The following is a 26,712-nucleotide window of genomic DNA, read 5'->3' as shown; positions in this document are numbered from 1 at the left end:
GGTGCGGGAAGCGGTCTTGATCTACAACCAAGAGCGCCCGCACCTGTCCTTAAAATACAAAACGCCCGATGCAGTGCATCGGGCGTTAGGGTGAGATAGGTGTAAACCTATTTCAGGACTAGACATGAATCAAACGGGCTATTTAAATTCGCATTTGCTGGCGTCACCGTCAGTGGTTGCACAATCATCCGCTTTCCAATTGCTTCCAGTGCCTTTGACCGGTGTGCCGTTCCGGTAACCAGCCGAGGCACCGAGGTCGTCCTTGCCTTCATATCGGCAAATGACAACTGAATTGGGAGTGTCTTTGTCTTTCAGGCGTGCAGAGGTGAAGGTGAGATCTTCGGCATCCTGAGAGTGGGTCACTGAGAGAGTCGGGCAAGTAGCGGCATAAACAGTGCTCATCATGGCCAGACTGAGCAAAACGCCGGCGGTCATTTTCAGCTTCATCATTTGTACTCCGTTACATAAAGGGAGCAGAAATGGTCGCTTTGATAATGCTTGCCGCCAACTGTCAGATCTGACAGGTATCTAGTTTGATTTGAAATAAAGGTGCCAGGTAATCGGCCATAAATGGCTTAAACAGATCGCAGCCTTCGGACGTTCTTTTGATCTTGGCAATTAGAGGGCTGCCAAAGCACCCTGATAAAGCACCGGCCCCGTCGGCTGCCCGGTCGGCGAACCACCCTTGGGCTCCAGACTCACCGCCAGCGCTATCGGCTTGCCGATCAACACCTTCTGCGCCTCGCTCAACTCAACCTTGCCTTTGCCTCCCGCCGGGATCACCCCCAGCGAGATCGGTTTGCCATCGGCCGTAATTGCCCACAGTTCCAGGCTGCGATCCGCATCAATTGCCGCCAATGTCAGCGGTTCGACTTGCAGGTAATCGGCATGCGCCTGGACCTTCAGCGCTGGTTGCGCGTCGGCGCTCAGCAGGGTTGCGCTGTAGCGGGCGTCATCGCGGTTGTACAGCGAGCCGAGGAATACCAAAACCACGATCGAACACAGCGCCGCCGTGACGCGCAGCCAGTTCCAGAACGGACGTTTTTCCGGCACGTGCAGCACTTGCGGCTCAATCCGCGCGGTAATGCCATGCCACACGCGGTCGGGCACTGGTTGTTCCGGCAGGGATTCGGTGAGGGTCGCCAGCGTGTCTTGCCATTGCGCCAGTTCAGCCCGCAGCGCCGCGTCGTCGAGCAGCAACTGTTCAAAACGTCGCCGTGCTGCCGAGCCCATCAAACCAATGGCGTAATCGGCGGCGAGGGCGCGGCGCAGGGCTGGGGTCTGGTAGTTCATGATTCAAGGCACCGGCGCAAGCGTTCCATGCCACGGCGAATCCACGATTTCACCGTGCCCAGCGGCGTGGCCAGGTGTTCGGCCAGCTCCGTGCACGACAATCCCTGAAAGTAGGCGACGCTGATCGACTGACGTTGCATGCCGTCGAGGCTGTCCAGGCAGCGGTTCAAGGCGTGGGCTTCGCGGGCGCTGCTCAATTGGTCGTGTGCTGAAGGACTTTCGTCCGCCAGCGCGTCCTGTTCGACATCGCTCAGCGGCCGGTCGCGGTGTTTGCGCAACTGGTCGATGGCTTGGTTGCGAGTGATGTTGATCATCCAGGTCATCGGCGCCGACAGGTGCGCTTCGTAGCGCGAGGCGTTGTTCCAGATGCGCACGAAGCTTTCCTGCAGCACTTCTTCCGCCAGATCGCTGCGGCCCATGAACCGCAGGGCCACGCCGTGCAGGCGCGGGCCGACGCTGCGGTACAGGGTTTCGAAGGCGCGACGATCGCCCAGTGAACACTGGGCCAACAACTGTCGCAACTGATCGGTGTCGGCGAGGGAAATGACGACTCTCCAGGCAAAGGTTCGGCGACGAAGGTGAATATCGGGCTGTTCACAGGCTAGTCCAGCGACAGCTGTTATGCCATTCATCGCGATCATTCCAGGGTTTCACGATCTGTATACGTGGCTATGCTGAAAATGGATGCGCTGGCTTGGAACATGCCGGCGGATGCCCGGTCAAACCGGCAGTTTTACCGTTCATTGACGGGCGGTTTTCACAGCGCAAGAGGATGTCTGAATGAAGATTTCACGCGGTATTGCCATGGCTTCGCTGATGACCCTTGCGGCCAGCCCGGTGTTTGCCGGGTTCAGCCTGGACGATGTGACCAAGGCTGCTTCGAGCATGCAGGGCGGCAACGCTGCCACCGCCGCTGCGCCGACCTCGGAAACGGCCGGTTTGCTGCAAGCCGTCACCGGTCTGGGGGTTACCCCTCAGCAAGCCGTCGGCGGCACGAGCGCCATGCTTGGCTTGGCCAAGAACCAATTGAGCAGCACCGATTATTCGCAGTTGGCCAAAGAAGTGCCAGGCATCGACAAGCTGTCGGGCGGTAGCGGCAACCTGGCGGCGTTGAGCGGGTTGCTGGGCTCGTCGGGCAAGTCAGCCGGACTGGAAAACGCACTGGGCAACGTCAAGAACACCAGCGATCTGAACAACGCCTTCGGCGCCTTGGGCATGGACAGCGGGATGATCGGCCAGTTTGCCCCGGTGCTCCTCAAATACCTCGGTGATCAAGGTGTCGGTGGCCCGCTCCTGCAGAGCCTGGGCAGCATCTGGGGCGCGGGCACCGGTAGCTGATTCAGCGGCGCGCGTTTTTCAGTTCGCCAATGCGCTGATCCTTCTCGTTCCAGAGTTGGTTGACCCAGCTCTGGACCTTCTGGCGAAACACCGGATCGTTTTCGTAATCGCCCTGCCACAGCGCCGGGTCGAGTTCGCGGGTCTTGATGTCGATGATCACCTTCGGCACGTTGCCGCTGATCAAGTCCCAGAAGCCCGGGATGTTTGGCTGTTGATAAACCACCGTCACATCGAGAATCGCATCCAGTTGCTCACCCAGCGCCGCCAATACAAACGCCACGCCGCCTGCCTTGGGCTTGAGCAAATGCTTGAACGGTGATTGCTGCTGCGCACTTTTCGCGCAGGTGTAGCGAGTGCCTTCCAGATAATTCACCACGGTGACCGGTTGGCGCTTGAACAGCTCGCAGGCCTGCCTGGTGATTTCCAGATCCTTGCCCGCCAGTTGCGGGTGTTTCGCCAGAAACGCCTTGGTGTAGCGCTTCATGAACGGGTAATCCAGCGCCCACCACGCCAGCCCCAGGAACGGCACCCAGATCAGCTCTTTCTTGAGGAAAAACTTGAAGAACGGCGTGCGCCGGTTGAGCGTCTGGATCAGCGCCGGAATATCCACCCACGACTGATGGTTGCTGACCACCAGATAAGAGGTGTCACCGCGCAGATCGTCGCCGCCGCGAATGTCCCATTGAGTGGGGATGCACAGGTGGAAAATCAGCTTGTCGATCTCGGCCCAGGTCTCGGCGATCCACATCACCGCCCACGACGCATAGTCGCGCCAGCGGCCGGGCGCCACCAGTTTGAGCAGGGCAAAGACCATCAACGGCCCGATCAGGATCAGGGTGTTGAGCAACAGCAGCAGGGTGACGAAACAGCCGGTGAGCAGGCGGCGCATAAGCAACTCTATGACGTTGGATGGGCGCGCCATGATAAGCAGCTTCGGGCGGCAGACCAAATTTGCGCTGACGAATGTTTCACTTTTGTACCGGTATTGTGCGGGTTAAATGCGTATTGACTGTTCTGGCCTCTTCGCGAGCAAGCCCGCTCCCACATTTTGAAATGCGTTCCCCTTGTGGGCGCGGGCTTGCTCGCGAAGGCCGGTCAAGGCGAACGAATGCTTCAATGAGTGTCTAAAATCTCGCGTCTGCCGCCCTCATTTTTCAAGGAAGCCCTCTACGTGAAATCCCTCCTTGCACTGTTTGCCCTCGTCGCCCTGCCGGTCATAGCCGCCGAGCCGACCCTGTACGGGCGTTACGAATACATTGCGCTGCCGGAAATCGGCGGTGAAGTACTCAAGGCCAAGATGGACACCGGCGCGCTGACCGCCTCGCTGTCGGCCAAAGACATCGAGACCTTCACCCGCGACGGTGAAAACTGGGTGCGCTTCCGCCTCGCCACCAAGGACGCCAGCAACAAGGTCTACGAACACAAAGTCGCGCGGATCAGCAAGATCAAGAGCCGCTCGGATGAAGAGGACGAGGGCGACACCACTGAAGTCGCCAAGCGCCCGGTGGTCGATCTGGAACTGTGCCTGGGTGACGTCAAACGCACCGTGGAGGTCAACCTGACCGACCGCAGCAATTTCAACTATCCGCTGCTGATCGGTGCCAAGGCCTTGCGTGAATTCGGCGCGGCAGTGAATCCGGCGCGGCGCTTCACCGCTGACAAACCGGACTGCTGAGCCAAGTGGTCTCATTGACGTAACGTCAGGCTTGGGGCACCGTTCGCGCACCTAACCCACAGGCTCGGACGCCATGCCTCATATTCTGATTGTCGAAGACGAAGCGGCGATTGCCGACACGCTGATTTTTGCCTTGCAGGGCGAGGGGTTCACCACCACTTGGGTGAGCCTCGGCGCGGCGGCGCTGGCACATCAACGGCAGACGCCGGCGGATCTGCTCATCCTCGATATCGGTCTGCCGGACATCAGCGGTTTCGAGACCTGCAAACAGTTGCGGCGTTTCAGCGAAGTGCCGGTGCTGTTCCTCAGCGCCCGCGATGCCGAAATCGACCGTGTGGTGGGCCTGGAGATCGGCGCCGACGACTACGTGGTCAAGCCGTTCAGCCCACGGGAAGTGGCGGCGCGAGTCCGGGCTATCCTTAAACGCATGGCGCCGCGCCCCATCATCGACGCCACGTCAGGGCTGTTTCGCATCGATCCGGAACGTGTGCAGATCAGCTATCGCGGCCAGGCGCTGAGCCTGACCCGTCACGAATTCCGTCTGTTGCAATGCCTGCTTGAACAACCGGAGCGGGTGTTCAGCCGCGAGCAATTGCTCGATGCACTGGGCGTCGCGGCCGACGCCGGTTACGAGCGCAGCATCGACAGCCACATCAAAAGCGTGCGCGCCAAGTTGCGTCTGGTGCGGGCCGAGGCCGAACCGATCCAGACGCATCGCGGCCTCGGTTACAGCTACAGCCCGGGGCATAGCTGATGTCGTTGGGCCTGCGGATATTCCTGGTGTATGTGCTGTTTGTCGGCCTGACCGGCTATTTCGTGCTCAACACGGTGATGGAGGAGATCCGTCCCGGCGTGCGTCAGTCCACCGAAGAAACCCTGGTCGACACCGCCAACCTGCTGGCGGAAATCCTGCGCGACGATTTCAAGGCCGGCACCCTCAGCGAGAACCGCTGGCCCGAGTTGCTGCGCGCCTACGGCGAACGCCAACCGCGAGCGACGATCTGGGGGCTGCCGAAAAACCAGGTCAACCATCGCATTTACGTCACCGACGCCAAGGGCATCGTCGTGCTCGATTCCAGTGGCGTGGCGGTGGGGCAGGATTATTCGCGCTGGAACGACGTCTATCTGACGTTGCGTGGCGAGTACGGCGCACGCTCCAGCCGCAGCGATCCGGATGACCCCGCGTCCTCGGTGATGCACGTCGGCGCGCCGATCCGCGACAAGGGTCAGATCATTGGTGTGGTGACCGTCGCCAAGCCCAACAGCTCATTGCAACCTTATGTTGATCGCACCGAACGGCGCCTGCTGTTTTATGGTGCCGGGCTCATCGGCCTCGGTCTGTTGTTCGGCGCCTTGCTGTCGTGGTGGTTGAGCCGTGCGCTGCATCGTTTGACCGGTTACGCCCAGGCCGTCAGTGAAGGGCGGCGGGTGGAAGTGCCGCACTATCGCGGTGGTGAGTTGGAGCAGCTTGCGACAGCGGTGGAGCAGATGCGCACGCAACTGGAAGGCAAGGCCTACGTCGAGCGTTACGTGCACACGCTGACCCATGAACTGAAAAGCCCCCTGGCGGCGATTCGTGGTGCGGCGGAGTTGCTGCAAGGTGAAATGCCCGCGGTTCAGCGAATGCGTTTTGTCAGCAACATCGACAGCGAAAGTGCGCGGATGCAGCAGTTGATCGAGCGGTTGCTCAATCTGGCGCAAGTTGAACAGCGTCAGGGGCTGGAAGAGCGCACTGCGGTGCCTCTGGCGGTGCTTGTGGATGAGTTGCTGCAAGGGCAGGCGGCGCGCATCGAGGGTAAACAGTTGCGCATTGAGCAGGCTGTGGCGGCGGATCTGCTGCTGATGGGTGAGCCCTTTCTGTTGCGTCAGGCGCTGGGCAATCTGCTGGAGAACGCGCTGGATTTCACGCCACTGCAGGGGTTGTTGCGCTTCAGCGCCGAGCGGGTGGGCGAGCAGGTTGAGTTTCGCTTGTTCAATGAAACGGCGCAGATTCCCGACTACGCCTTGCCGCGTTTGACCGAGCGGTTTTACTCGTTGCCGCGCCCGGACAGTGGGCGCAAGAGCACCGGGCTGGGGCTCAACTTCGTCGAAGAGGTCGTCAAATTACATGGTGGGTCGATGAGCATCCGCAATGTTGAAAATGGCGTTGAAGTGACTTTGCGCTTGCCTTGAGACCGAGTCGCGAAGGGCTCGGTGAAGTCTCCATACAATCTCCATATTTCCCCCACATTCCTCCCACACACGCCAACCAGACTCTGCCGATCAAAACAGGGAGAGTCCCATGAACAAGAATCTGACCATAAAGCTCGGGGCGATTGCCCTGTTGATCCTGCTGTTGCTCATCCCTTTGCTGATGATCGACGGGGTTATCGATGACCGCCAGCAACGGCGCGACGGGGTGCTGGAAGACATTGCCCGCAGTTCCAGTTACAGCCAGCAATTGAGCGGGCCGGTGATGGTGGTGCCGTATCGCAAAGTGATTCACAACTGGAAGATCAACGACAAGACCGAGCAGCGTTACGACGAACCAAGCGAAGAGCGTGGGCGTTTGTACTTCTTGCCCGAGCGATTCGAACTCGATGGCCAGGTGCAAACCGAATTGCGTGCCCGGGGTATTTACGAGGCGCGGTTGTTCCATGCTGATAACCGCATCACCGGCAGTTTTTCGCTACCGGCGCAATTGGGCATCCAGGAAGATTTCAGCGATTACCAGTTCGATGCGCCGTTTCTGGCGGTCGGCATCAGCGACATTCGCGGGATCGAAAACGCTTTGAAACTGGAGCTCGACGGCCAGCGTCTGGACTTCGTTCCCGGTACTCAGGTCGGTTGGCTGGGTGAGGGGGTGCGGGTAACGCTGCCACTGCTCGATACCCGTAAAGCCAACGAACTGGCGTTCGGTTTCGATCTGCGCCTGCAAGGCACCGGTTCGTTGCAGGTGCTACCGGTGGGCAGGAGCAGCAGCGTTAGCCTCACTGCCAACTGGCCGCACCCCAGCTTCATCGGCAACTTCCTCCCGGCCAAACGTGAAATCAACGACGCCGGTTTCAGCGCCGACTGGCAGACCACGTTTTTTTCTACCAACCTGCAAGACGCCATGAGCCGTTGCGTGAGCGGCAATGATTGCGATGGGTTCAATGCCCGCAGCTTCGGGGTGAGTTTCATCGATCCGGTGGATCAGTATCTGAAGAGTGACCGGGCGATCAAATATGCGCTGCTGTTCATTGTCCTGACGTTCGCCGGTTTCTTCCTGTTCGAAGTGCTCAAGAGCCTGGCAGTGCACCCGGTGCAATACGCGTTGGTGGGTGTGGCGCTGGCGTTTTTTTATCTGTTGCTGCTGTCGTTGTCGGAGCACATCGGCTTTGCCCTGGCGTATCTGCTGTCGGCCAGTGGCTGCGTGTTATTGATCGGGTTTTACGTCTGCCACGTCTTGCACAGCGTGCGACACGGTTTGTGTTTTTCGGCGGGATTGGCAGCGTTGTATGGCCTGCTTTACGGGTTGCTCAGCGCCGAGGATTACGCGCTGCTGATGGGCTCGCTGTTGCTGTTCGGCTTGCTCGGCGTGTTCATGGTGCTGACGCGCAAACTGGATTGGTACGGGATCGGTCAGAAACCGGCCAAACCACTGGAGTTTGACGTGGGGGCGATGCAATGAGCGGGTTGCGTGAGGATCAGCGAGAGGCTGAGGTGTTGGTGACGCTGATCTTTGCGTCACTTCCGCCGGCACCGCGGTGGTGCCATCGCTGGCAAGCCACACACAGAACCTGCCTACCGAAATCCAGTGTGGGAGCGGGCTTGCTCGCGAAGAGGCCGGAACAAGCGCCGCCGATTTAAGGTTTGGGCAGGGTCGCGATCATGGACGGTCGCAAGCTCACTTCAGTGAACCAGTGGGCCAATTGCGGATTGGCCTCGCGCCAGCCCAGATCCGGGAAGCGCAGGTCGAGGTAACCCAGGGCACAGGCCACGCTGATCGCAGCAATATCGAAATGGCAGGTCAGCTCGGCAATCGCATCACTTTCCAGCAGGGCCAGGGTGCGACGGATCTTGTCGCGCTGGGCCTCGATCCACTCGTCCCAGTGTTTTTCCGGGGCACGCAGCACCTGCTCGTAACGCACCATCACCGACGCATCCATGATCCCGTCGGCCATCGAGGCCAGGGTCAGGCGGCGCCAGCGGGCCGAGCCGTCACGGGGGATCAGCGGATTGCCGACATGTTGGTGGTCGAGGTAGTCGAGGATCACGCGGCTGTCATGGATGACATTGCCGTCGGCCAGACGCAGGGCCGGGATCTTGCCCAACGGGTTGTCGGCGTTGAGCTCGGCACTCGGGCTGACCGGGCTGAGGACACAGTCTTGCAAGGTGACGCGATCCTGCTGGCCAGTTTCGTGCAGCATCACCATCACTTTGCGAACGAACGGGGAGAGCGTGTTGTGGAACAGGGTCATGCTGGGTGTGGACATGGGTGAACCTCGGTGGTCGACGAAGAGCAGGAGGTTAGCCTAGTCAGATGCGGCGGACCTGGCGAGGGATTTGATGGGTGACGATCTAGAAGGACGGCACCTGCCGCCGTCGCTTCCACTGGCTCAAGCGCTGTTGAAGATTCAATGGGCTATCAATCTGCTGCCCCCGTGCTCGGCTGAAGAGAATCAACGCCAGCTCTGCCGTCGCCAGCGCATCGGCACTCGCGCTATGTCGCTCGAACACCTCAAGCTTGAACCAGTCGATCCACTCATCCAGCCCGGCCTCACGAATGTTCGCTTGCGGGCACAGCATCGGCGCAATCTCGGCGACATCCAGAAACACATGCTGCAACTTGTGCCGCAGATGTTCCTTCAGTGCCCGCCCAAGCATGTGCTGGTCGAATGGCGCATGGAACGCCAGCACGGGGCTGTCACCGGCAAACTCCATGAACGCCAGCAACGCCTCGGCCGGATCGCTGCCGGCGGCAATCGCGTTGGGCCCCAGACCGTGGATCAACACACTGGGACTGAGCTTGAGTTCACGACATTGCAGCGTGCGTTCGAACTGCTGGCTGAAATCGATCGCGCCGTCCTCGATCACCACGGCGCCAATCGACAACACCCGATCCTTGTTCAGGTTCAGCCCGGTGGTTTCCAGGTCCAGCACGACCCAGCGTTGTTCGCGCAGGCTGCATTCACTCAGCTCGCTGATCGCCGGCAGTTGCCCCAGGCGTTGCTGCAGATCCGCTGGCAGCGCCGCACTGGCCGGCCGCAGCCACGAGAACAGGCTCATAACTGATACCGCAGGGTCAGGCTGCTTTGCAGGCGTTGAGCCTGGCGCAGGGATTCGCGCAGGATGCGTCGATCCAGATGATTGAGGCTGTCGGGGTCGACACGGTTGGAGTACGGCAGGTTCTCGCGCGTCTGGATCTGATGCTGCTGCATGCGCGTTTGCTGAATGAAGTGATAAGCCTCTTCATACGCCGCGCCGTCCAGCGGTTCGATGACTTCTTTATCCACCAGTTGGCGCAAGCGCTCGAGGGTGTTGTTGGCGTCGATGCCGTTGGCCAGCGCGAGCAATCGTGCGCCGTCCACAAACGGCGTCAGGCCCTGGACCTTCAGATCGAGGGTGGCTTTCTCGCCATTCTTGCGCGCCAGCACAAACTCGCGGAAACGCCCGACCGGCGGGCGATTACGCAAGGCGTTGTCGGCCATCATGCGCTGGAACAAACGGTTGTCGCCGACCTGATCGAGAATCCCCCGGCGCAGTTGCGCGCAACCCTGTTCATCGCCCCAGACCACGCGCAGATCGAAGTAAATGCTCGACCCGAGCAGATTCTCCGGCGTCGCCTCGCGAATGAATGCCGCGAACCGCCGCGCCCATTCTGCCCGGGACAAACACAGCTCAGGGTTGCCGGCCATGATGTTGCCCTTGCACAGGGTGAAGCCGCATTGCGCCAGGCTCTGATTGATCTGCTGGGCAATTGGCAGCAACTTTGCGCGAATCTCTGCTGCATGCACGGCATCGCGGGCGTCGAACAGAATGCCGTTGTCCTGATCGGTGTGCAGCGTTTGCTCGCGCCGGCCTTCGCTGCCGAAACACAGCCAACTGAACGGTACGCCCGGGTCGCCTTTTTCGGCGAGGGTCAGTTCGATTACGCGGCACACGGTGTGATCGTTGAGCAGGGTGATGATGTGGGTGATCTGGGTTGAAGAGGCGCCGTGGGCGAGCATGCGCTCGACCAGTTGGCCGATCTCGCCGCGCAGGATCACCAGTTGCTCGATGCGTTGCGCGCTGCGGATCGTGCGGGCCAGATGCACCAGATCGACCCGCTGCAAGGAAAACAGATCGCGCTCGGACACCACGCCGCACAGGCGCTGATCATTGACCAGGCAGACGTGGGCGATGTGCCTTTCGGTCATGGCAATGGCCGCGTCGAAGGCGCTGTGGTTGGGCGAAAGATAGAAGGGCGCCTGGGTCATGTGGCGCTCGATGGCTTCGCCGAAATCGGCCACACCGTCGGCCACCACATGACGCAGGTCGCGCAGGGTGAAAATCCCCAGCGGCGCTTTGTGCTCATCCACCACGACGATGCTGCCGACCTGTTGCTCGTGCATCAGCTTCACCGCTGCACGCAGTGGCATGGCAGGGCTGCACGTCACCGGGTGACGCATGGCCAGTTCACCGAGACGGGTGTTGAGCGAGTATTGCGTGCCGAGGGTTTCCACGGCTTTCTGCTGGACTTGCTGGTTGACTTGATCGAGCAGGCTGCTGACCCCGCGCAAGGCGAAGTCGCGGAAGGCATTGGAGAGGGCGAACAGTTTGATGAACGCCAGTTTGTTCAGTTGCAGGCAGAAGGTGTCCTCGCCGGCCAAGTGCGCGGTGCGTGTCGCTCGCTCACCCAGCAACGCGGCCAGGGGAAAGCACTCGCCGGTGGTGATTTCAAAGGTGGTCTCGGTGCCGCCCTTGGCCGTGTGCGGGCGTTCGCCGACGACGCGGCCCTGCTTGACGATATAGAAGTGTTCGACCGGGCCATCGGCGGGTTTGATGATGCTCTCGCCCTGCCCGTAGAAACGCAGCTGACATTGCTCCACCAGATAAGCCAGGTGGGCGTGTTCCATTTGATTGAAGGGCGGGAAGCGCTGGAGAAACTGCAGGGTGCCCTGAATGTTCTGCAACACGGCGGTTTTCCCAGCCTGGGTGAAGGCGTCCGCTTTACTCATAACCATTACCGCAGTCTTTTTCGAATTGTTGTTGTCGGATCGTTGCCCCCATGGTCGGCCCCCTCGTGCAGGGTGCCCATTGGACGTAAGTCTAGGTTCGTCATGCCGTTGGGCATATTTGGGAAGTGCCCTACAAAATCAGTCGGGAATTCTTCTGTCCGACCTCTTGGAAAAAAATCCGACGAAGTGCACATTGAAGCTCTGCCTGGCGTTGTCTGACGACTGTGCCAGGTGATGATTTGAAAACGTAGAGAACGCTATGCCCGACCACGATATTTTGAGCGACGCCGAGCGTGAAGCGCTCAGTGCTGTAATGCTCGAACCTGACCCTCCTGCGCAGCGTGTATTGATCGTCGATGACGACAAGGACGCTCGGGAGCTGTTGTCGGAGATTCTGGCCTTGGACGGCATTCGGTGCCTGACCGCTGCCAGTGGCGAGGCCGCGCTGAAGATGCTGGCGGAGAAACCATCGATTGGTCTGTTGATCACCGATTTGCGCATGGGCAATGTCGGTGGGTTGGACTTGATTCGCCAGGTGCGTGAGTCGGTAAGGGCAGCGATGCCGATCATCATTGTGTCTGGCGATGCCGATGTGAAGGACGCCATTGCGGCGATGCATTTGAGCGTGGTGGACTTTCTGCTCAAACCCATTGATACGGGCAAGTTGCTCGGTCTGGTCAAACACGAATTGGGGATCGACCCCTGACGTTCAAGCCACACCGAAAAACCCGCTCTCACAATGGATCTCCAGTGGTTGTGATGAACCATAAAAAAGCCCCGATCTTCCGATCAGGGCTTTTTCATGTCCGGCATCTACGCAGGGTTACAGGCCGTTGGCAGCCTTGAACTCGCGACGACGGCGGTGCAGCACCGGCTCGGTATAGCCGTTGGGCTGCTTGGTGCCTTCGATCACCAGTTCGACCGCCGCCTGGAAGGCGATGTTGCTGTCGAAGTTCGGTGCCAGCGGGCGGTACAGCGGGTCGTTGGCGTTCTGACGATCCACCACCGGCGCCATGCGCTTGAGGCTTTCCATCACTTGCGCTTCGGTGACGATACCGTGGCGCAGCCAGTTGGCGATGTGCTGGCTGGAGATACGCAGCGTGGCACGGTCTTCCATCAGGCCGACGTCATTGATGTCCGGCACTTTCGAGCAACCGACGCCCTGATCGATCCAGCGCACCACGTAACCGAGAATGCCCTGGGCGTTGTTGTCCAGTTCGTTCTTGATCTGCTCCGGCGTCCAGTTCGGGTTGACCGCCAGCGGGATGGTCAGGATGTCGTCCACCGAAGCGCGGGCACGTTTGGCCAGTTCGGCCTGACGGGCGAACACGTCGACCTTGTGGTAGTGCAGCGCGTGCAGCGCGGCGGCGGTCGGCGAGGGGACCCATGCGGTGTTGGCACCGGCCAGCGGGTGAGCGATTTTCTGCTCGAGCATCGCCGCCATCAGGTTCGGCATGGCCCACATGCCTTTACCGATTTGTGCGCGACCTTGCAGGCCGGTGCTCAGACCGATATCAACGTTCCAGTTCTCGTAGGCGCCGATCCACTTCTCAGCCTTCATGTCGGCCTTGCGCACCATCGGGCCGGCTTCCATGGAGGTGTGGATTTCATCGCCGGTGCGGTCGAGAAAACCGGTGTTGATGAACACCACGCGCTCGCTGGCAGCCTTGATGCAAGCCTTGAGGTTGACCGTGGTGCGGCGCTCCTCGTCCATGATCCCGACTTTCAGCGTGTTGCGTTTGAGACCCAGCACGTCTTCGATGCGGCCGAACAGTTCGTTGGTGAACGCCGCTTCTTGCGGGCCGTGCATTTTCGGTTTGACGATGTAGACGGAACCGGTGCGGGTGTTCTTGCGCGACGTGTTGCCGTTGAGGTTGTGCATGGCCGCCAGGCACGTCAGCAGACCGTCGAGAATGCCTTCCGGCACTTCGTTGCCGTCTTTGTCGAGAATCGCGTCAATGGTCATCAGGTGGCCGACGTTGCGCACGAACAACAGCGAGCGGCCGTGCAGAGTCACTTCACCGCCAGTGGGCGTGGTGTAGCTGCGATCCGGGTTCATGGTGCGGGTGAAGCGCTGGCCGCCCTTGGCGACTTCTTCCGACAGATCGCCCTTCATCAGGCCGAGCCAGTTGCGGTAGATCACCACTTTGTCGTCGGCATCGACGGCCGCCACGGAGTCTTCGCAGTCCATGATGGTGGTCAGCGCCGCTTCCATCAGGACGTCTTTGACGCCGGCGGCATCGGTCTGGCCGACCGGGGTGCTGGCGTCGATCTGGATTTCGAAATGCAGACCGTTGTGTTTCAGCAGGATCGCGATTGGCGCGTTGGCGTCGCCCTGGAAACCGATCAGTTGAGCATCGTCACGCAGACCGCTGTTGCTGCCGCCCTTGAGGGTGACCAGCAGTTTGCCGTCAGCGATTTTGTAACCGGTCGAATCGACGTGGGAGCCCGCGGCCAGTGGCGCGGCTTCGTCGAGGAATGCACGGGCGAAGGCGATGACTTTGTCGCCGCGCACCTTGTTGTAGCCTTGGCCTTTTTGCGCGCCACCGTCTTCGCTGATCGCGTCGGTGCCGTAAAGGGCGTCATACAGCGAACCCCAGCGGGCGTTCGAAGCATTGAGCGCAAAGCGGGCGTTCATCACCGGAACCACGAGTTGCGGGCCGGCGGTACGGGCGATTTCGTCATCGACGTTTTGCGTCGTTGCCTGGAAATCAGCCGCTTCTGGCAGCAGATAACCGATTTCCTGCAAGAAGGCTTTGTAGGCCACGGCATCGTGCGCCTGGCCTGCGCGTTCCTGATGCCAGGCATCAATGCGAGCCTGGAAGTCATCGCGTTTGGCGAGTAGGGCTTTGTTCTTCGGTGCCAGGTCGTGAATGACCTTGTCGGCACCTTCCCAGAATGCGTCGGCGGTGAGGCCGGTACCGGGAATGGCTTCGTTGTTCACGAAGTCGAACAGGACTTTGGCGACCTGCAGGCCACCGACTTGAACGTGTTCAGTCATTGCTTGCCTCACTCTGCTCAGCTATTTCGCTTTTCAGCTCTTCAATTTAACAATGAAGCCTCTGGCCATTTAAACCACAAACCTTCCGACCAGTACATGCCATTGCTGGCGGCTGGGCTGGGACCAATCAACGGCTTGGGGCCTTGATGACGGGGCTTTCAGGGTTGCGAACGTGCCTTGGGCAGACATCGATCCAGCGTTATGTAGTGCGCGCCGAGGCATACTACATGATGCGTTGCGCTTGTGAAAATGAGACTAATAACGTCGTTCTGCGACTCCATGACGCATTGCGGTCACAGCGCGGAACGGGATGTTCTCAAAAAACCAATGGATTGTTCCAGCTAAATATAAAAACTTGTACACGATTTGTTGTCTCGAGCGTCTGAGGCGACTGTTCATCCCTTGCCTATACTTGCCCTTCTATAACAAAAGTCATGACAAGAGGGCTGCGCCATGGACCATCTCGTACTCACTGTTTTCGCCCCGGACAAGCCCGGGCAGGTAGAGCGCATCGCCCAATGTATCGCCGAGCATGGGGGTAACTGGCTGGAAAGCCGCATGTCGCGGATGGCCGGGCAGTTTGCCGGGATTCTGCGGGTCGGCGTGCCGGCAGAGGCTTACGACGAATTAGTCGATGCCCTACAAACACTGTCGGCGCATGGCATTCGCGTGTTGATTGCCGAAAGTGGTATCGAGCAATCCTGCACCTGGAAACCGATCGCCATGGAACTGGTGGGCAATGATCGCCCGGGGATTGTGCGCGACATCACCCGCTTGCTGAGCGAGCAGGGTGTAAACCTCGAACGTCTGGTGACCGAAGTGCGGCCGGCACCGATGAGCAGCGAGCCGTTGTTCCATGCCGAAGCGATTCTCGCGGTGCCGCTGACGCTGTCGCTCGACGTGCTGCAATCGCGCCTTGAAACCCTGGCCGATGATTTGATGGTGGAACTGGTATTACGCACAGAGGTTTAGGCGCTGCACGGGTTATCCAGTTTAAACGTGCACCTGCCTGTGGATAACCTGTAGAGACTGCCCGCAACGCCACGCCCGCCGTGGTTTTGCGGATACTGATCAAAAAATCGCCAGTATTCAGTGAGTTGCGCACAAACGGCGGGGATCACGCTGTGGATAAGCTTGGGAAGGAACGATACAGGCCACGAGAACCGTGGCCTGCGAAGTGTTGTGCGTTTTTTGATCAGCTGCGTCGGCGCAGACTTATCCACGCATCGACGCTGTAGACGGCCAGACCGGCCCAAATGAAGATAAACGCCACCAAGGTGCTGGACGACAAGTGCTCACCGAACAGCAACACCGCTTGCAACAACACCAGGGTGGGCGCCAGGTATTGCAGGAAGCCGATGGTGGTGTAGGGCAAGTGCCGGGTGGCGGCGTTGAAGCACACCAACGGAATCAACGTCACCGGGCCGGCCGCCACCAGCCACCAGGCTTCGGACGTCGTCCAGAACTCGGGTTGAGCGCTGGTCGCGGTCGGGTTGAACAGCAGCCATGCGACGGCAATCGGCACCAGCATCCAGGTTTCCACCACCAGCCCCGGCAACGCCTTGACCGGTGCCTGCTTGCGGATCAGCCCGTAGAAACCGAAGGTCAGTGCCAGCACCAGCGACACCCACGGCAGACTGCCGACCTGCCACACCTGCTGCGCCACACCGACCGCCGCCAGACCCACCGCGACCCACTGCATGCGCCGCAGGCGTTCGCCGAGAATCAACATCCCCAGCAGCACGTTTACCAGCGGGTTGATGTAATAACCCAGACTCGCTTCAAGCATGCGCCCGTTGTTCACCGACCACACATAGGTCAGCCAGTTGGCGGCGATCAGCGTGCCGCTCAAGGCCAGAATCGCCAGCCGCTTGGGGTTGTCGAGCAATTCGCGCAACCAGCCCGGGTGTTTCCACACCATCAGCAGCAGCGCGCCGAACAGCGCCGACCACAGCACGCGATGGATGATGATCTCGACCGCCGGGACTTCGGCGATGGCTTTGAAGTAGATCGGGAACAGGCCCCAGATGATGTAGGCACTCAGGCCCAGAATGTACCCGCGACGCGGGTTGGCGGCTTGCATGCAGAATCCTTGCTTAGGCAGCTAACAAAGCAGGGATTGTAAGGAGGTTTGTCGGTGAATGCCTTAGCGAGAAGGTCGGAAAATTGTGAACACTGGATAAATGTGGGAGGGGGCTTGCTCCCGAAGGCGCTGTGTCAGCCAACATCAATGTTGAATGTCAGACCGTCTTCGGGAGCAAGCCCTCTTCTACAGGGGGGGGGGGTGAATCAGAACAGTTTCAGCGGTTCTTCATTGAGTGCCGACAACTGCTCACGCAACGCCAGCACCTGATCGCCCCAATAGCGCTCGGTGCCGAACCACGGAAAGCTGCGTGGAAACGCCGTGTCGTCCCAGCGGCGCGCCAGCCAGGCGCTGTAATGCATCAGGCGCAGGGCGCGCAGCGGCTCGATCAGCGCCAGTTCGCGTGGGTCGAAGTCGTGGAATTCGTTGTAGCCGTCCATCAGCTCCGACAACTGCCCCAGACACTCCTGGCGATCACCGGCGAGCATCATCCAGATGTCCTGCACCGCCGGACCCATGCGGCAATCGTCGAGGTCGACGATGTGGAACATCTCGTCGCGGCACATCATGTTGCCGGGGTGACAGTCGCCGTGCATGCGGATGTTCTGGTGCGGCGTGGCGGCGTAGACGTCTTCAACACGTTTAAGCAGGTCCCGGGCGACCGATTCGTAGGCCGGCAACAGGCTCTTGGGAATGAAGTTGCCTTCGAGCAACGTGGTCAGCGAGGCATGGCCGAAGTTCTGTACGCCGAGGGCTTCGCGGTGTTCGAACGGTTTGGTCGCACCGACGGCATGAATGCGCCCGAGCAACTGGCCGAGGCGATACAACTGATCGAGATTGCCCGGCTCCGGCGCCCGGCCACCGCGACGCGGGAACAGGGTGAAGCGGAAACCGGCGTGTTCGTGCAGGGTTTCGCCGTTGTGGATCAGCGGCGCCACCACCGGGATCTCGACGTCGGCCAGTTCGAAGGTGAACTTGTGTTCTTCGAGGATGGCTTCGTTGGTCCAGCGCTGCGGCCGGTAGAACTTGGCGATCAGCGGTTCGCCGTCTTCGATGCCGACCTGATAGACGCGGTTCTCGTAGCTGTTGAGCGCCAGAATGCGTGCATCGCTCAAAAAACCGATGCTTTCAACGGCATCGAGGACGAGGTCGGGTGTGAGGGTTTCAAACGGATGGGCCATGCTGACTCCTGCGCGCAGCAGGCTGCCGCGTCCGGCCCGGCATGGTAACGCAGACTGTAAGGGTTGAGGGTTTTGCCTTGAATGGTAGGCTGCCTGTAAGGGCCCCTTCGGGAGCAAGCCCCCACCCACAGTGGATTTTCTGTGTACCTGCAATCTTCAATGCGGCACAGATCCAATGTGTGTGGGGCTTGCTCGCGAAAGCCGTTTGTCAGGCGCCGACTATTGCGCCGTCTTCACGGGTAATCGCAATCACCGAAGAGCGCGGTTTGCCGTTCGGCAGATGCTCGGGGAAAGTCGAACCGCCGTTTTCGCCGGGATGCTGAATCCCGACAAACAGGGTTTTCTGATCCGGCGAGAAGCTGATCCCGGTCACTTCACAACCAATCGGCCCGACCATGAACCGGCGAATTTCACCGGTCGCAGGGTCAGCGCAAAGCATCTGGTTGTTACCCATCCCGGCAAAGTCCCCGGCGTTGCTGGCGTCACCGTCGGTCAGAATCCACAACCGCCCGGCCTTGTCGAAACCCAGGCCATCCGGGCTGTTGAACATGTTCTGCGGAGTGATATTCGACGAGCCAGCCTTCGGCGTGCCGGCGTGCACGCCCGGGTTGCCGGCGACCACGAACAGATCCCAGGCGAATGTCTTCGACGCATGATCGTCGCGGTCGGTGCGCCAGCGCAGGATCTGCCCGTAGACGTTTTTCTCCCGCGGGTTCGGCCCGCCCACCGGTTGCCCGTCCTCGCCGCGTTTGGCGTTGTTGGTCAGGGTGCAATAAACCTGGCCGTCCTTCGGGCTGACCACGATCCATTCCGGACGGTCCATGCGTGTTGCGCCGACCACACTGGCCGCGAGGCGCGCATGGATCAGCACTTCGGCCTGATCGGCAAAACCGCTGCTGGCGTCGATGCCGTTCTTGCCGTGGGTCAACTCGATCCACTGGCCCTGGCCTTTCGGATGGTCCGGGTTGCCGTCACCGGCATCGAACTTCGCCACGTACAGGGTGCCGTGATCGAGGATATTGCGGTTGGCCTTGGCGTTGCGGTGGTTGATGCGGTCGCGGCTGACGAATTTGTAGATGAACTCGCCACGCTCGTCATCGCCCATGTACACCACGGCGCGGCCGTCGTCGGTTTCGGCCAGGGCCGCGTTTTCATGTTTGAAGCGGCCCAGGGCCGTGCGTTTGACCGGGGTCGACTGCGGATCGAACGGGTCGATCTCGACCACCCAGCCATGGCGGTTGAGTTCGTTGGGGTTCTTGGCCATGTCGAAACGCGGGTCAAACGGGTGCCAGTTGATCTCGCGGCTGGCCGCCGAGACACCGTAGCGCTTCTGCGCCGGGTCGAACTGCTGCTGGGCGTTGCTGCTGCCGAAGCAGTCGGTGAAGTTTTCTTCGCACGTCAGATACGTGCCCCACGGCGTTATACCGTTGGCGCAGTTCTGGAAGGTGCCGAGGACTTTTTTACCGTGTTTGTCGGCACGGGTTTTCAGCAGGTCGTGACCCGCGGCCGGGCCGCTGATACGCAGTGGCGAGTTGCCGTGGATGCGGCGGTTGTAGCGCGAGCCTTGAACGAATTGCCACTGGCCGTTCTTGCGTTGCACTTCAATCACCGACACGCCTTCGCAGGCCAGGGCTTTGCGCACGTCTTCGGCCGATTGCGGCATGCCGCCGTGCGGGTAGAGGTAGCGATAGTTGGTGTATTCGTTGTTGATCGCCATCAACGCGCGGTTTCTGTCATCCGGGAATTCGAACAGGCTCATGCCGTCGTTGTTGTCACCGAACTGCACTTCCTGCGCGGCGGCGGTGCCGTTGCCACTCGGATCGAAAGCCGGGCCGTTCTTGTGCAGCGGTTGGCCCCAACTGATCAGTACCGAGGACTTATAGCCTTTGGGCAGGGTAATGACGTCGGTGGTCGCGGCGCTAATGCTTTCAAAGCCAAGCAAGCGGCTGTTGCCGGCGCTGACGCCTGTGGCCAGCGCGCTGCGGCTCAACAGGCTGCCACCGAGAAACATGGCCGCGCCGCACAGCGCGCCGGCGCCGATGAAGCCGCGACGGCTGAGGCCGACCATTTTTTCCAGGTCAGTGGATTGGTTTTCTTCTAATAGGCTCACATCAGGCTCCCTGCTTGGTTTTGGCAGCCACCTTAATGGGGAGCGATGAAGTTTTTGTTGCAGGCCGACCCTACAGCGGCGTGCCGATCAGCACGTTGGACGGCGAGAACTGTACGTGCACCGGTTGCTCAACGTTCAGTCCGCGTGTGCGAAGTTGCAGCGGCTCAGCCAGGGCGCAGAGCGTGTGGCCGTTGGGCAGGGCGATGCGCACTTCGCTGGGGCCGTCTTCAGCGTCGAGAATGGCTTCAATCGTGCCGCGCAGAAGATTGTGACCAGATGTTGCAGGTTGCTCGATGCTCAGCAATTCGAGCCAGCCTGCCTTGATCAGCGCCACCACTTCAGTGCCCGGTTGCAGCTCCAGGTGCACGGTGCTGTCGTGGGTGATCTGCGCGTTGAGGCAAAGACCTTCGGCCAACTCCAGGCGGATCAGGTCATTGCGACCCTGGCCGGCGATCGCCACGACTTTGCCGTGCAACTGGTTGCGCGCGCTGGTGCGCAGCATCAGTCGACCGAGCAGGTCGAGGTCGCTGGCATCTTCCGCCGCTTCCAGCACCTGCGCCTGTAAGGCCTGCAGCTTTTGATAAAGGCGCAGCACCCGCTCACCTTCGCTGGACAGTTTGGCCCCGCCGCCGCCCTTACCGCCCACCGCACGCTCGACCAAGGGTTTTTGCGCCAGGTTGTTCAGCTCATCGATGGCGTCCCACGCGGCTTTGTAGCTCAAGCCTGCGCTTTTCGCGGCACGGGTGATCGAGCCCTGTTCAGCGATGTGTTGCAGCAGGGCAATGCGCTGCGGCCGTCGGACGATGTGCTGGGACAACAGGGAAGGCATGGACATGGGGGGACGCTTTTGACTGTGGCGATGGGAGGTGAAATTGGCCGCTGGCAACGCGTGAGTCAAGCCCCTGCCCGCAGGGCCGGTTGCCTGATCAGGATCCGGATTTCGGGGTGCGCGCCAGGCAATACACATCAACCCTTGCCGCGCCGGCGTTCATTAACAATCGAGCGAGCGCCTGAGCCGTGGCGCCGGTGGTCAGCACGTCATCGATCAATGCCAGATGCCGGCCGCGTACATCCGCCTGGGGCGTCAAAGCGAAAGCATTGCGCAAATTGCGTTTTCGCGCCTTGGCATCCAGATCCTGTTGCGCGCGGGTGTCTTGAATCCTGCACAGCACCTGCTCATCGCAAGGCAGGTCCAGTTTTAGGCTCAACCACCGCGCCAGCATCGCCGCTTGATTGAAGCCGCGTTGACGCAGACGTTTGCTGGCGAGTGGCACCGGTAACAACACGTCGGGGCGAGGCAGATCTTCATCAAAGCGATATTGCAGGTATTGTCCGAGAACGTCGGCGAGCAGGTGGCCAAACGGCCATTTTGCGTTGTGTTTAAAACGCGTAATCAGACTGTCCACGGGAAAGCCATAAAGCCACGGCACAGCGACCTGTTCGAACGCCGGCGGCTCTAGCAGGCAGTCTGCGCAAGTCAGGCCGGATTCAGGCAGCGGCAAAGCGCAGGTCCGGCATTGGCCCATGAGCCAAGGCAATTCGGCTTCGCAGGCCATGCACATTGGCGTTTCTGCCTCTGCCGGCTCATCGCACAGCAAACAGGTCTGTACGTTTTTTAAACAGATGTAAACTTGTCCTTCGTATCGTGGTTGACAGCGCATGGCTCTTCCTTAAATATGCCGAACATCCGTGTAGCGACTGTGGGTATTCCGTTTCCCAGTCGCCAGCCAAGCATAACCAAGGAAATACCCATGAGCGCGAGCACCACTGCCACCCTGCGTCACGACTGGTCACTGGCCGAAGTCAAAGCACTCTTCGTACAGCCATTCAACGACCTGCTGTTTCAGGCTCAGACGGTGCACCGCGCCCATTTCAACGCTAACCGTGTGCAGGTCTCGACGTTGTTGTCGATCAAGACGGGTGCCTGCCCGGAAGACTGCAAGTACTGCCCGCAGTCTGGTCACTACAACACCGGCCTTGAAAAAGAAAAACTGATGGAAGTGCAGAAAGTCCTCGAAGAGGCGGCACGCGCCAAAGCCATCGGGTCGACCCGCTTCTGCATGGGCGCGGCGTGGAAACACCCATCGGCCAAAGACATGCCGTATGTGCTGCAGATGGTCGAAGGTGTGAAAGCCATGGGCCTGGAAACCTGCATGACCCTCGGTCGTCTCGATCAGGATCAAACCCAAGCGCTGGCCAAGGCCGGGCTCGACTACTACAACCACAACCTCGACACCTCGCCTGAGTTCTACGGCAGCATCATCACCACCCGTACTTACGGCGAGCGCCTGCAAACCCTGGCTTACGTGCGTGAGTCGGGGATGAAGATCTGTTCCGGCGGCATCCTCGGCATGGGCGAGTCGCTCGACGACCGCGCCAATCTGCTGATCCAGTTGGCCAACCTGCCGGAGCATCCGGAGTCGGTGCCGATCAATATGCTGGTCAAAGTCGCTGGCACGCCGCTGGAAAATGCCGACGACGTCGATCCGTTCGACTTCATCCGCATGCTCGCGGTGGCGCGCATTCTCATGCCGCAATCCCACGTGCGCCTGTCCGCTGGTCGTGAAGCGATGAACGAGCAGATGCAGGCCCTGGCATTCCTCGCGGGCGCCAACTCGATTTTCTACGGTGACAAATTGCTGACCACCGCCAACCCGCAGGCTGACAAGGACATGCAGTTGTTCGCACGTCTGGGCATTGAGCCGGAAGCCCGCGAAGAGCATTCGGATGAAGTGCATCAGGCGGCCATCGAGCAGGCGTTGGTTGAGCACAAGAGCAGCGAGCAGTTTTATAACGCGGCGGTTTGAAGCCTGCCCCGTTTCCTTTGAAGGAATGCAAAACCCCTGTGAGAGCGGGCTTGCTCGCGAAATCGGTGTGTCAGTAAAGGCGTTGTTGGCTGATACGAGGCTTTCGCGAGCAAGCCCGCTCTCACATTAGAAAACTTGTGCTGACACTCGAGGCCTGCATGTCTTTCGATCTCGCCGCACGCCTTGCTGCCCGCCGTGCCGAAAATCTCTATCGCCAGCGCCCGCTGCTCGAATCCCCGCAAGGGCCCGAGGTGGTGGTCGACGGCCAGCCATTGCTGGCGTTCTGCAACAACGACTACCTGGGCCTGGCCAATCACCCGCAAGTGATCGAAGCCTGGCGCGCCGGTGCCCAGCGCTGGGGCGTTGGCGGGGGCGCCTCGCATCTGGTGATCGGCCATAGCGGCCCACATCATGCACTCGAAGAGGCCTTGGCCGATCTCACCGGGCGCCCACGTGCGCTGCTGTTTACCACGGGCTACATGGCCAACCTTGGCGCGGTCACGGCGCTGGTCGGGCAGGGTGATACGGTGCTGGAAGACCGACTCAACCACGCCTCATTGCTGGACGCCGGGCTGTTGTCCGGTGCGCGGTTCAATCGTTATTTGCACAACGACGCCGGCAGTCTGGCCAAGCGTCTGGAGAAAGCCACCGGCAATACATTGGTGGTCACCGACGGCGTGTTCAGCATGGATGGCGATCTTGCCGACTTGCCAGCGCTGGCCCGTGAGGCCAAGGCCAAGGGCGCGTGGCTGATGGTCGACGATGCCCATGGCTTCGGCCCGTTGGGCGCCAACGGCGGCGGGATTGTCGAGCATTTCGGTTTGGGCCTGGACGATGTGCCGGTATTGGTCGGCACCCTGGGCAAGGCCTTCGGCACGGCTGGCGCATTTGTCGCCGGCAGTGAAGCGTTGATCGAGAGCCTGATCCAGTTCGCCCGTCCGTACATCTACACCACCAGTCAACCGCCGGCGCTGGCCTGCGCAACCTTGAAAAGTCTGGAGTTGCTGCGTAGCGAACACTGGCGTCGCGAGCATTTGCAGGCGCTGATCCGCCAGTTCCGCCACGGCGCTGAACAGATCGGTCTGGAGTTGATGGACAGCTTTACGCCGATCCAGCCGATCATGATTGGCGACGCCGGCCGTGCTGTGCGTCTGTCGCAGATGCTGCGTGAGCGCGGGCTGATGGTCACCGCGATTCGTCCTCCGACCGTGCCCGCCGGTAGCGCACGACTGCGTGTGACTCTGACCGCCGCCCACAGCGAGGCGCAGGTGCAGCTATTGTTAGAGGGACTGGCCGATTGCTTTGCCCAACTGTCGTCGGAGCCAAGCCATGCGTGATCGCCTGATTCTACTGCCCGGCTGGGGCCTCGGTGTTTCGCCGATGGAGCCTTTGGCTGCTGCATTGCAAGGACTCGATGAACACTTGCATGTCGAGATCGAACCGTTGCCGGAACTCGACTCCAGTGATCTGCAAGACTGGCTCGACGAACTCGATGAACGCATTCCTCAAGATGTCTGGCTCGGTGGCTGGTCGCTGGGCGGCATGCTCGCGTCCGAACTGGCAGCGCACCGCGGCGAACACTGCTGCGGTTTGCTGACGCTGGCGAGCAACCCTGCTTTTGTCGCCCACGAACAATGGCCGAGCGCGATGCCCGGCGAAACCTTCGATGCATTTCTCGCCGGTTGCCATGCCGACCCACGGCTGACCCTCAAGCGTTTCTCGCTGCTGTGTGCCCAGGGCGCGCAAGACCCGCGCGGCTTGTCGCGGCTGATGCTCGGCGCTGCGCCGAACACGGCGCCTGCAACATTGATGGCCGGGCTGGAGTTACTCGCACAACTGGACACCCGTGAAGCCTTGCAGGCGTTTCGTGGGCCGCAGTTGCATTTGTTCGCCGGTCAGGACGGGTTGGTGCCAGCCGAGGCGGCGGGCGAGTTGTTCACCCTGTTGCCGGATATCGAAATTGGTCTGATCGAACAGGCCAGCCATGCGTTTCTTCTGGAAGACCCACACGGAGTAGCGGGCGCGATCCAGGCTTTTTTACATGAGTGCGGTGATGACTGATTTGTCTCTTGTCGCGCTGCCCGGCGGCTTGCCTGACAAGCGCCGGGTCGCGGCCTCTTTCTCCCGCGCGGCGGCCAGCTACGACAGTGTCGCCGAGTTGCAACGTGATGTCGGTACACAGTTGCTGCGGCGTCTACCTGTGGATTTCCGGCCGGCGCGCTGGTTGGATATGGGGTGTGGCACCGGCTACTTCACTCGCGCCTTGGCCGAGCGTTTTTTCGCAAGTCATGGGCTGGCACTGGACATCGCCGAGGGCATGCTCGATCACGCGCGTCCATTGGGCGGCGCCGAGCATTTCATCGCTGGCGATGCGGAGCGGCTACCGTTGCAGGATTCGACCTGTGACCTGATCTTCTCCAGCCTCGCGGTGCAGTGGTGTGCGAATTTTGATGCGGTGCTCAGTGAAGCCTTTCGCGTGCTGAAACCGGGTGGTGTTTTCGCGTTTGCTAGTCTTTGTGTCGGGACGTTGTTCGAATTGCGCGATAGCTGGCGCCAGGTTGATGGCCTGGTGCACGTCAACCGCTTCCGCGAGTTCGCTCGATATGAACAGTTGTGTGCGGCCAGTGGTTTGCGCGTCGTAAGTCTGGAGCAGCAGGCGCATGTACTGCACTACCCGGATGTGCGCAGCCTGACCCATGAACTGAAGGCGTTGGGTGCGCACAATCTCAATCCTGGCCGGCCGGACGGGTTGACCGGGCGGGCGCGGATTCTTGGTTTGGTCGAGGCTTATGAGCAATTCCGTCAGGCACAGGGACTGCCGGCGACCTATCAAGTGGTTTACGCCGTGTTGGAGAAACCCTTATGAGCGCAGCCTATTTCATCACCGGGACGGACACCGACGTCGGCAAAACCACTGTCGCCGCTGGGTTGCTGTGTGCGGCGCGTTCGGCAGGGTTGAGCACGGCGGCGGGCAAACCGGTCGCCTCCGGTTGCGAGGTGACGCCAAAGGGGCTGCGTAACGCCGATGCGCTCGCGCTGTTGGCCGAGTGTTCATTGCCGCTGAGTTATCAACAGGTCAATCCGGTGGCGTTCGAACCGGCGATTGCCCCACATTTGGCAGCGCGCGAAGCGGGTGTCGCACTGACGGTGCAATCGCTGCTTACGCCGATGCGCGAGATTCTGGCGATGAATGCCGATTTCACCCTGATCGAAGGCGCGGGTGGCTGGCGGGTGCCGTTGGCGGATCAGGACAATCTGTCGGACCTGGCCATTGCACTGAAACTGCCGGTGATTCTGGTGGTGGGCGTGCGGTTGGGGTGCATCAGTCATGCGCTGCTGACGGCTGAGGCGATTGCTCGGGATGGCCTGCAACTGGCGGGGTGGGTGGCGAATATCATCGATCCCAAGACTTCGCGGCTGGAGGAGAACCTGGCGACGCTGGCTGAGCGGATTCCGGCGCCGTGCCTGGGGCGCGTGCCGAAGTTGAAGGCTTTAAGTGCTGAGGCCGTAGCTGAGCATTTGCAATTGGATCTGCTTGACTAAGTTTTTAGCTATGAACAGGCACTGTGCCATTAGTGTTTTTGACGGGTGTTTTTCTGACGTCTCTGTTTCAATGGCGCCTATTGATCCTTCCCAAGGATGAGAACTTCCATGGAAATCTCCGGTAACACAGCTTTTTATGCGGGTCTGAGTACGATTCAGACCGGGCAGAACCGCGTCGATCAGGCCGCTAGCCAGATCGCCAACAATACCATTGAGCGCTCGGTTACCAGCCAGTCTTCCGAGGCGCAGGTCGATCGTCTGCGTGGCGTGGATCGCAGCCAGCAAATGGATCTGGGCAGCGACATGGTCGAGATGGCCCAAGGCAAGTTTCAAGTGGAACTGGGGGCAAAAGTCGCCAAGGCCTCCGATGAAATGCTCGGTACGATCATCGACACCTTCGCCTGATTTTTCGCCATTCATGCATTGCCGACGCCGCGCCTGTTCGCGGCGTTTTTCGTTGTAAGTCCTTCTCCCTCAACTAATCTTTTTTTATCGCCCGT

The 26,712-nt window shown here is 60.4% G+C and carries 26 protein-coding genes; 13 read left to right on the top strand and 13 right to left on the bottom strand.

The features are described 5' to 3' along the window. Window positions 1-138 precede the first annotated feature (138 nt). From AACY50_RS25260 to AACY50_RS25250, 3 genes are all read right to left on the bottom strand, one after another. Entirely contained in the window at window positions 139-450 is a 312-nt protein-coding gene (locus AACY50_RS25260) for a hypothetical protein (RefSeq protein WP_221731151.1), read from the bottom strand. Between the two features lie 168 nt (window positions 451-618). After that, window positions 619-1,293 carry an anti-sigma factor gene (locus AACY50_RS25255; protein WP_339539340.1) on the bottom strand — a complete coding sequence of 225 codons (675 nt, stop codon included), beginning with the start codon at window positions 1,291-1,293 and terminating at the stop codon, window positions 619-621. Continuing rightward, window positions 1,290-1,925: a sigma-70 family RNA polymerase sigma factor gene (locus tag AACY50_RS25250; protein ID WP_339539338.1), complete on the bottom strand. Its 636-nt coding sequence runs from the start codon at window positions 1,923-1,925 to the stop codon at window positions 1,290-1,292. Before AACY50_RS25250 ends, AACY50_RS25255 begins: the two co-directional genes overlap by 4 nt. Window positions 1,926-2,073: 148 nt before the next feature. Between AACY50_RS25250 and AACY50_RS25245 the strand changes: the two genes are divergently transcribed. Next, a complete protein-coding gene (locus AACY50_RS25245; protein WP_221731148.1) occupies window positions 2,074-2,631 on the top strand; it encodes a DUF2780 domain-containing protein in 558 nt (185 codons plus the stop codon). A gap of 1 nt (window position 2,632) precedes the next feature. Here the strand turns inward: AACY50_RS25245 and AACY50_RS25240 are convergent, their stop codons facing one another. After that, window positions 2,633-3,520, bottom strand: coding sequence for an acyltransferase (locus AACY50_RS25240; RefSeq protein WP_339430252.1), 888 nt, complete (start codon window positions 3,518-3,520; stop codon window positions 2,633-2,635). Between the two features lie 282 nt (window positions 3,521-3,802). Here AACY50_RS25240 and rloA2 point away from each other — a divergent pair, with 282 nt between their 5' ends. The 4 genes from rloA2 (at window position 3,803) to creD (ending at window position 7,958) form a co-directional block, all read left to right on the top strand. Beyond that, window positions 3,803-4,306: a retropepsin-like aspartic peptidase RloA2 gene (rloA2, locus tag AACY50_RS25235; protein ID WP_339539335.1), complete on the top strand. Its 504-nt coding sequence runs from the start codon at window positions 3,803-3,805 to the stop codon at window positions 4,304-4,306. Between the two features lie 73 nt (window positions 4,307-4,379). After that, window positions 4,380-5,060 (top strand): two-component system response regulator CreB, encoded by a 681-nt coding sequence (gene creB / locus AACY50_RS25230; RefSeq protein ID WP_339430251.1) that lies wholly within the window; start codon window positions 4,380-4,382, stop codon window positions 5,058-5,060. Continuing rightward, a complete protein-coding gene (gene creC / locus AACY50_RS25225) occupies window positions 5,060-6,478 on the top strand; it encodes a two-component system sensor histidine kinase CreC (protein ID WP_339430250.1) in 1,419 nt (472 codons plus the stop codon). The genes creB and creC overlap by 1 nt, the downstream gene beginning before the upstream one ends. A 109-nt stretch (window positions 6,479-6,587) precedes the next feature. Then, window positions 6,588-7,958, top strand: a complete 1,371-nt coding sequence (gene creD / locus AACY50_RS25220) for a cell envelope integrity protein CreD (protein WP_339430249.1) — start codon at window positions 6,588-6,590, stop codon at window positions 7,956-7,958. A 175-nt stretch (window positions 7,959-8,133) separates the two neighbouring features. Here creD and AACY50_RS25215 read toward each other — a convergent pair whose 3' ends face one another. The 3 genes from AACY50_RS25215 to AACY50_RS25205 form a co-directional block, all read right to left on the bottom strand. Further along, the gene (locus AACY50_RS25215) at window positions 8,134-8,763 is read right to left on the bottom strand and encodes a glutathione S-transferase (protein WP_339430248.1); all 630 of its coding nucleotides are present in this window, start codon (window positions 8,761-8,763) and stop codon (window positions 8,134-8,136) included. Between the two features lie 85 nt (window positions 8,764-8,848). Further along, the gene (locus AACY50_RS25210) at window positions 8,849-9,556 is read right to left on the bottom strand and encodes a 3'-5' exonuclease (protein ID WP_339539332.1); all 708 of its coding nucleotides are present in this window, start codon (window positions 9,554-9,556) and stop codon (window positions 8,849-8,851) included. Next, on the bottom strand, window positions 9,553-11,493 hold the full coding sequence (locus AACY50_RS25205; protein WP_339539330.1) for a putative nucleotidyltransferase substrate binding domain-containing protein: 1,941 nt from the start codon (window positions 11,491-11,493) through the stop codon (window positions 9,553-9,555). Before AACY50_RS25205 ends, AACY50_RS25210 begins: the two co-directional genes overlap by 4 nt. Before the next feature lie 253 nt (window positions 11,494-11,746). On the opposite strand from AACY50_RS25205, the gene AACY50_RS25200 reads away from it, so the two are divergent. Next, window positions 11,747-12,193 (top strand): response regulator, encoded by a 447-nt coding sequence (locus tag AACY50_RS25200; protein ID WP_339430245.1) that lies wholly within the window; start codon window positions 11,747-11,749, stop codon window positions 12,191-12,193. A gap of 117 nt (window positions 12,194-12,310) precedes the next feature. Here the strand turns inward: AACY50_RS25200 and AACY50_RS25195 are convergent, their stop codons facing one another. Next, window positions 12,311-14,488: a malate synthase G gene (locus AACY50_RS25195; RefSeq protein ID WP_339539328.1), complete on the bottom strand. Its 2,178-nt coding sequence runs from the start codon at window positions 14,486-14,488 to the stop codon at window positions 12,311-12,313. A 453-nt stretch (window positions 14,489-14,941) separates the two neighbouring features. On the opposite strand from AACY50_RS25195, the gene AACY50_RS25190 reads away from it, so the two are divergent. Continuing rightward, window positions 14,942-15,460, top strand: coding sequence for a glycine cleavage system protein R (locus tag AACY50_RS25190; RefSeq protein ID WP_339430243.1), 519 nt, complete (start codon window positions 14,942-14,944; stop codon window positions 15,458-15,460). Between the two features lie 223 nt (window positions 15,461-15,683). On the opposite strand, the gene rarD is transcribed toward AACY50_RS25190, so the two are convergent. From rarD to AACY50_RS25165, 5 genes are all read right to left on the bottom strand, one after another. Beyond that, the gene (rarD, locus tag AACY50_RS25185; protein ID WP_339430242.1) at window positions 15,684-16,571 is read right to left on the bottom strand and encodes an EamA family transporter RarD; all 888 of its coding nucleotides are present in this window, start codon (window positions 16,569-16,571) and stop codon (window positions 15,684-15,686) included. A gap of 206 nt (window positions 16,572-16,777) precedes the next feature. Further along, window positions 16,778-17,752: a serine/threonine protein kinase gene (locus tag AACY50_RS25180; protein ID WP_339539325.1), complete on the bottom strand. Its 975-nt coding sequence runs from the start codon at window positions 17,750-17,752 to the stop codon at window positions 16,778-16,780. Between the two features lie 208 nt (window positions 17,753-17,960). Next, window positions 17,961-19,862, bottom strand: a complete 1,902-nt coding sequence (locus tag AACY50_RS25175) for a PhoX family protein (RefSeq protein ID WP_339539323.1) — start codon at window positions 19,860-19,862, stop codon at window positions 17,961-17,963. A gap of 70 nt (window positions 19,863-19,932) precedes the next feature. Beyond that, on the bottom strand, window positions 19,933-20,697 hold the full coding sequence (locus AACY50_RS25170) for a TOBE domain-containing protein (RefSeq protein ID WP_339430239.1): 765 nt from the start codon (window positions 20,695-20,697) through the stop codon (window positions 19,933-19,935). Between the two features lie 91 nt (window positions 20,698-20,788). Beyond that, a complete protein-coding gene (locus AACY50_RS25165) occupies window positions 20,789-21,523 on the bottom strand; it encodes a ComF family protein (protein WP_339464452.1) in 735 nt (244 codons plus the stop codon). Between the two features lie 90 nt (window positions 21,524-21,613). Here AACY50_RS25165 and bioB point away from each other — a divergent pair, with 90 nt between their 5' ends. From bioB to AACY50_RS25135, 6 genes are all read left to right on the top strand, one after another. Then, the gene (bioB, locus tag AACY50_RS25160; RefSeq protein WP_339430237.1) at window positions 21,614-22,669 is read left to right on the top strand and encodes a biotin synthase BioB; all 1,056 of its coding nucleotides are present in this window, start codon (window positions 21,614-21,616) and stop codon (window positions 22,667-22,669) included. A gap of 158 nt (window positions 22,670-22,827) precedes the next feature. Then, a complete protein-coding gene (gene bioF, locus AACY50_RS25155; protein ID WP_339539320.1) occupies window positions 22,828-24,006 on the top strand; it encodes an 8-amino-7-oxononanoate synthase in 1,179 nt (392 codons plus the stop codon). Beyond that, window positions 23,999-24,730 carry an alpha/beta fold hydrolase gene (locus AACY50_RS25150; RefSeq protein ID WP_339430235.1) on the top strand — a complete coding sequence of 244 codons (732 nt, stop codon included), beginning with the start codon at window positions 23,999-24,001 and terminating at the stop codon, window positions 24,728-24,730. Before bioF ends, AACY50_RS25150 begins: the two co-directional genes overlap by 8 nt. Then, window positions 24,723-25,535 carry a malonyl-ACP O-methyltransferase BioC gene (gene bioC / locus AACY50_RS25145; RefSeq protein ID WP_339539318.1) on the top strand — a complete coding sequence of 271 codons (813 nt, stop codon included), beginning with the start codon at window positions 24,723-24,725 and terminating at the stop codon, window positions 25,533-25,535. Before AACY50_RS25150 ends, bioC begins: the two co-directional genes overlap by 8 nt. Then, window positions 25,532-26,212 carry a dethiobiotin synthase gene (gene bioD, locus AACY50_RS25140; protein ID WP_339464449.1) on the top strand — a complete coding sequence of 227 codons (681 nt, stop codon included), beginning with the start codon at window positions 25,532-25,534 and terminating at the stop codon, window positions 26,210-26,212. Before bioC ends, bioD begins: the two co-directional genes overlap by 4 nt. A gap of 108 nt (window positions 26,213-26,320) precedes the next feature. Further along, window positions 26,321-26,617, top strand: a complete 297-nt coding sequence (locus AACY50_RS25135; RefSeq protein WP_221731127.1) for a pyrroloquinoline quinone biosynthesis protein PqqE — start codon at window positions 26,321-26,323, stop codon at window positions 26,615-26,617. Window positions 26,618-26,712: the final 95 nt, after the last annotated feature.

It is taken from the genome of Pseudomonas sp. RA_15y_Pfl2_54, from assembly GCF_963971015.1.
Lineage (GTDB): Bacteria > Pseudomonadota > Gammaproteobacteria > Pseudomonadales > Pseudomonadaceae > Aquipseudomonas > Aquipseudomonas baetica_A.
The sequence above is the reverse complement of the archived record's forward strand: the minus strand, read 5'-3'. Positions and strand labels throughout refer to the sequence as shown.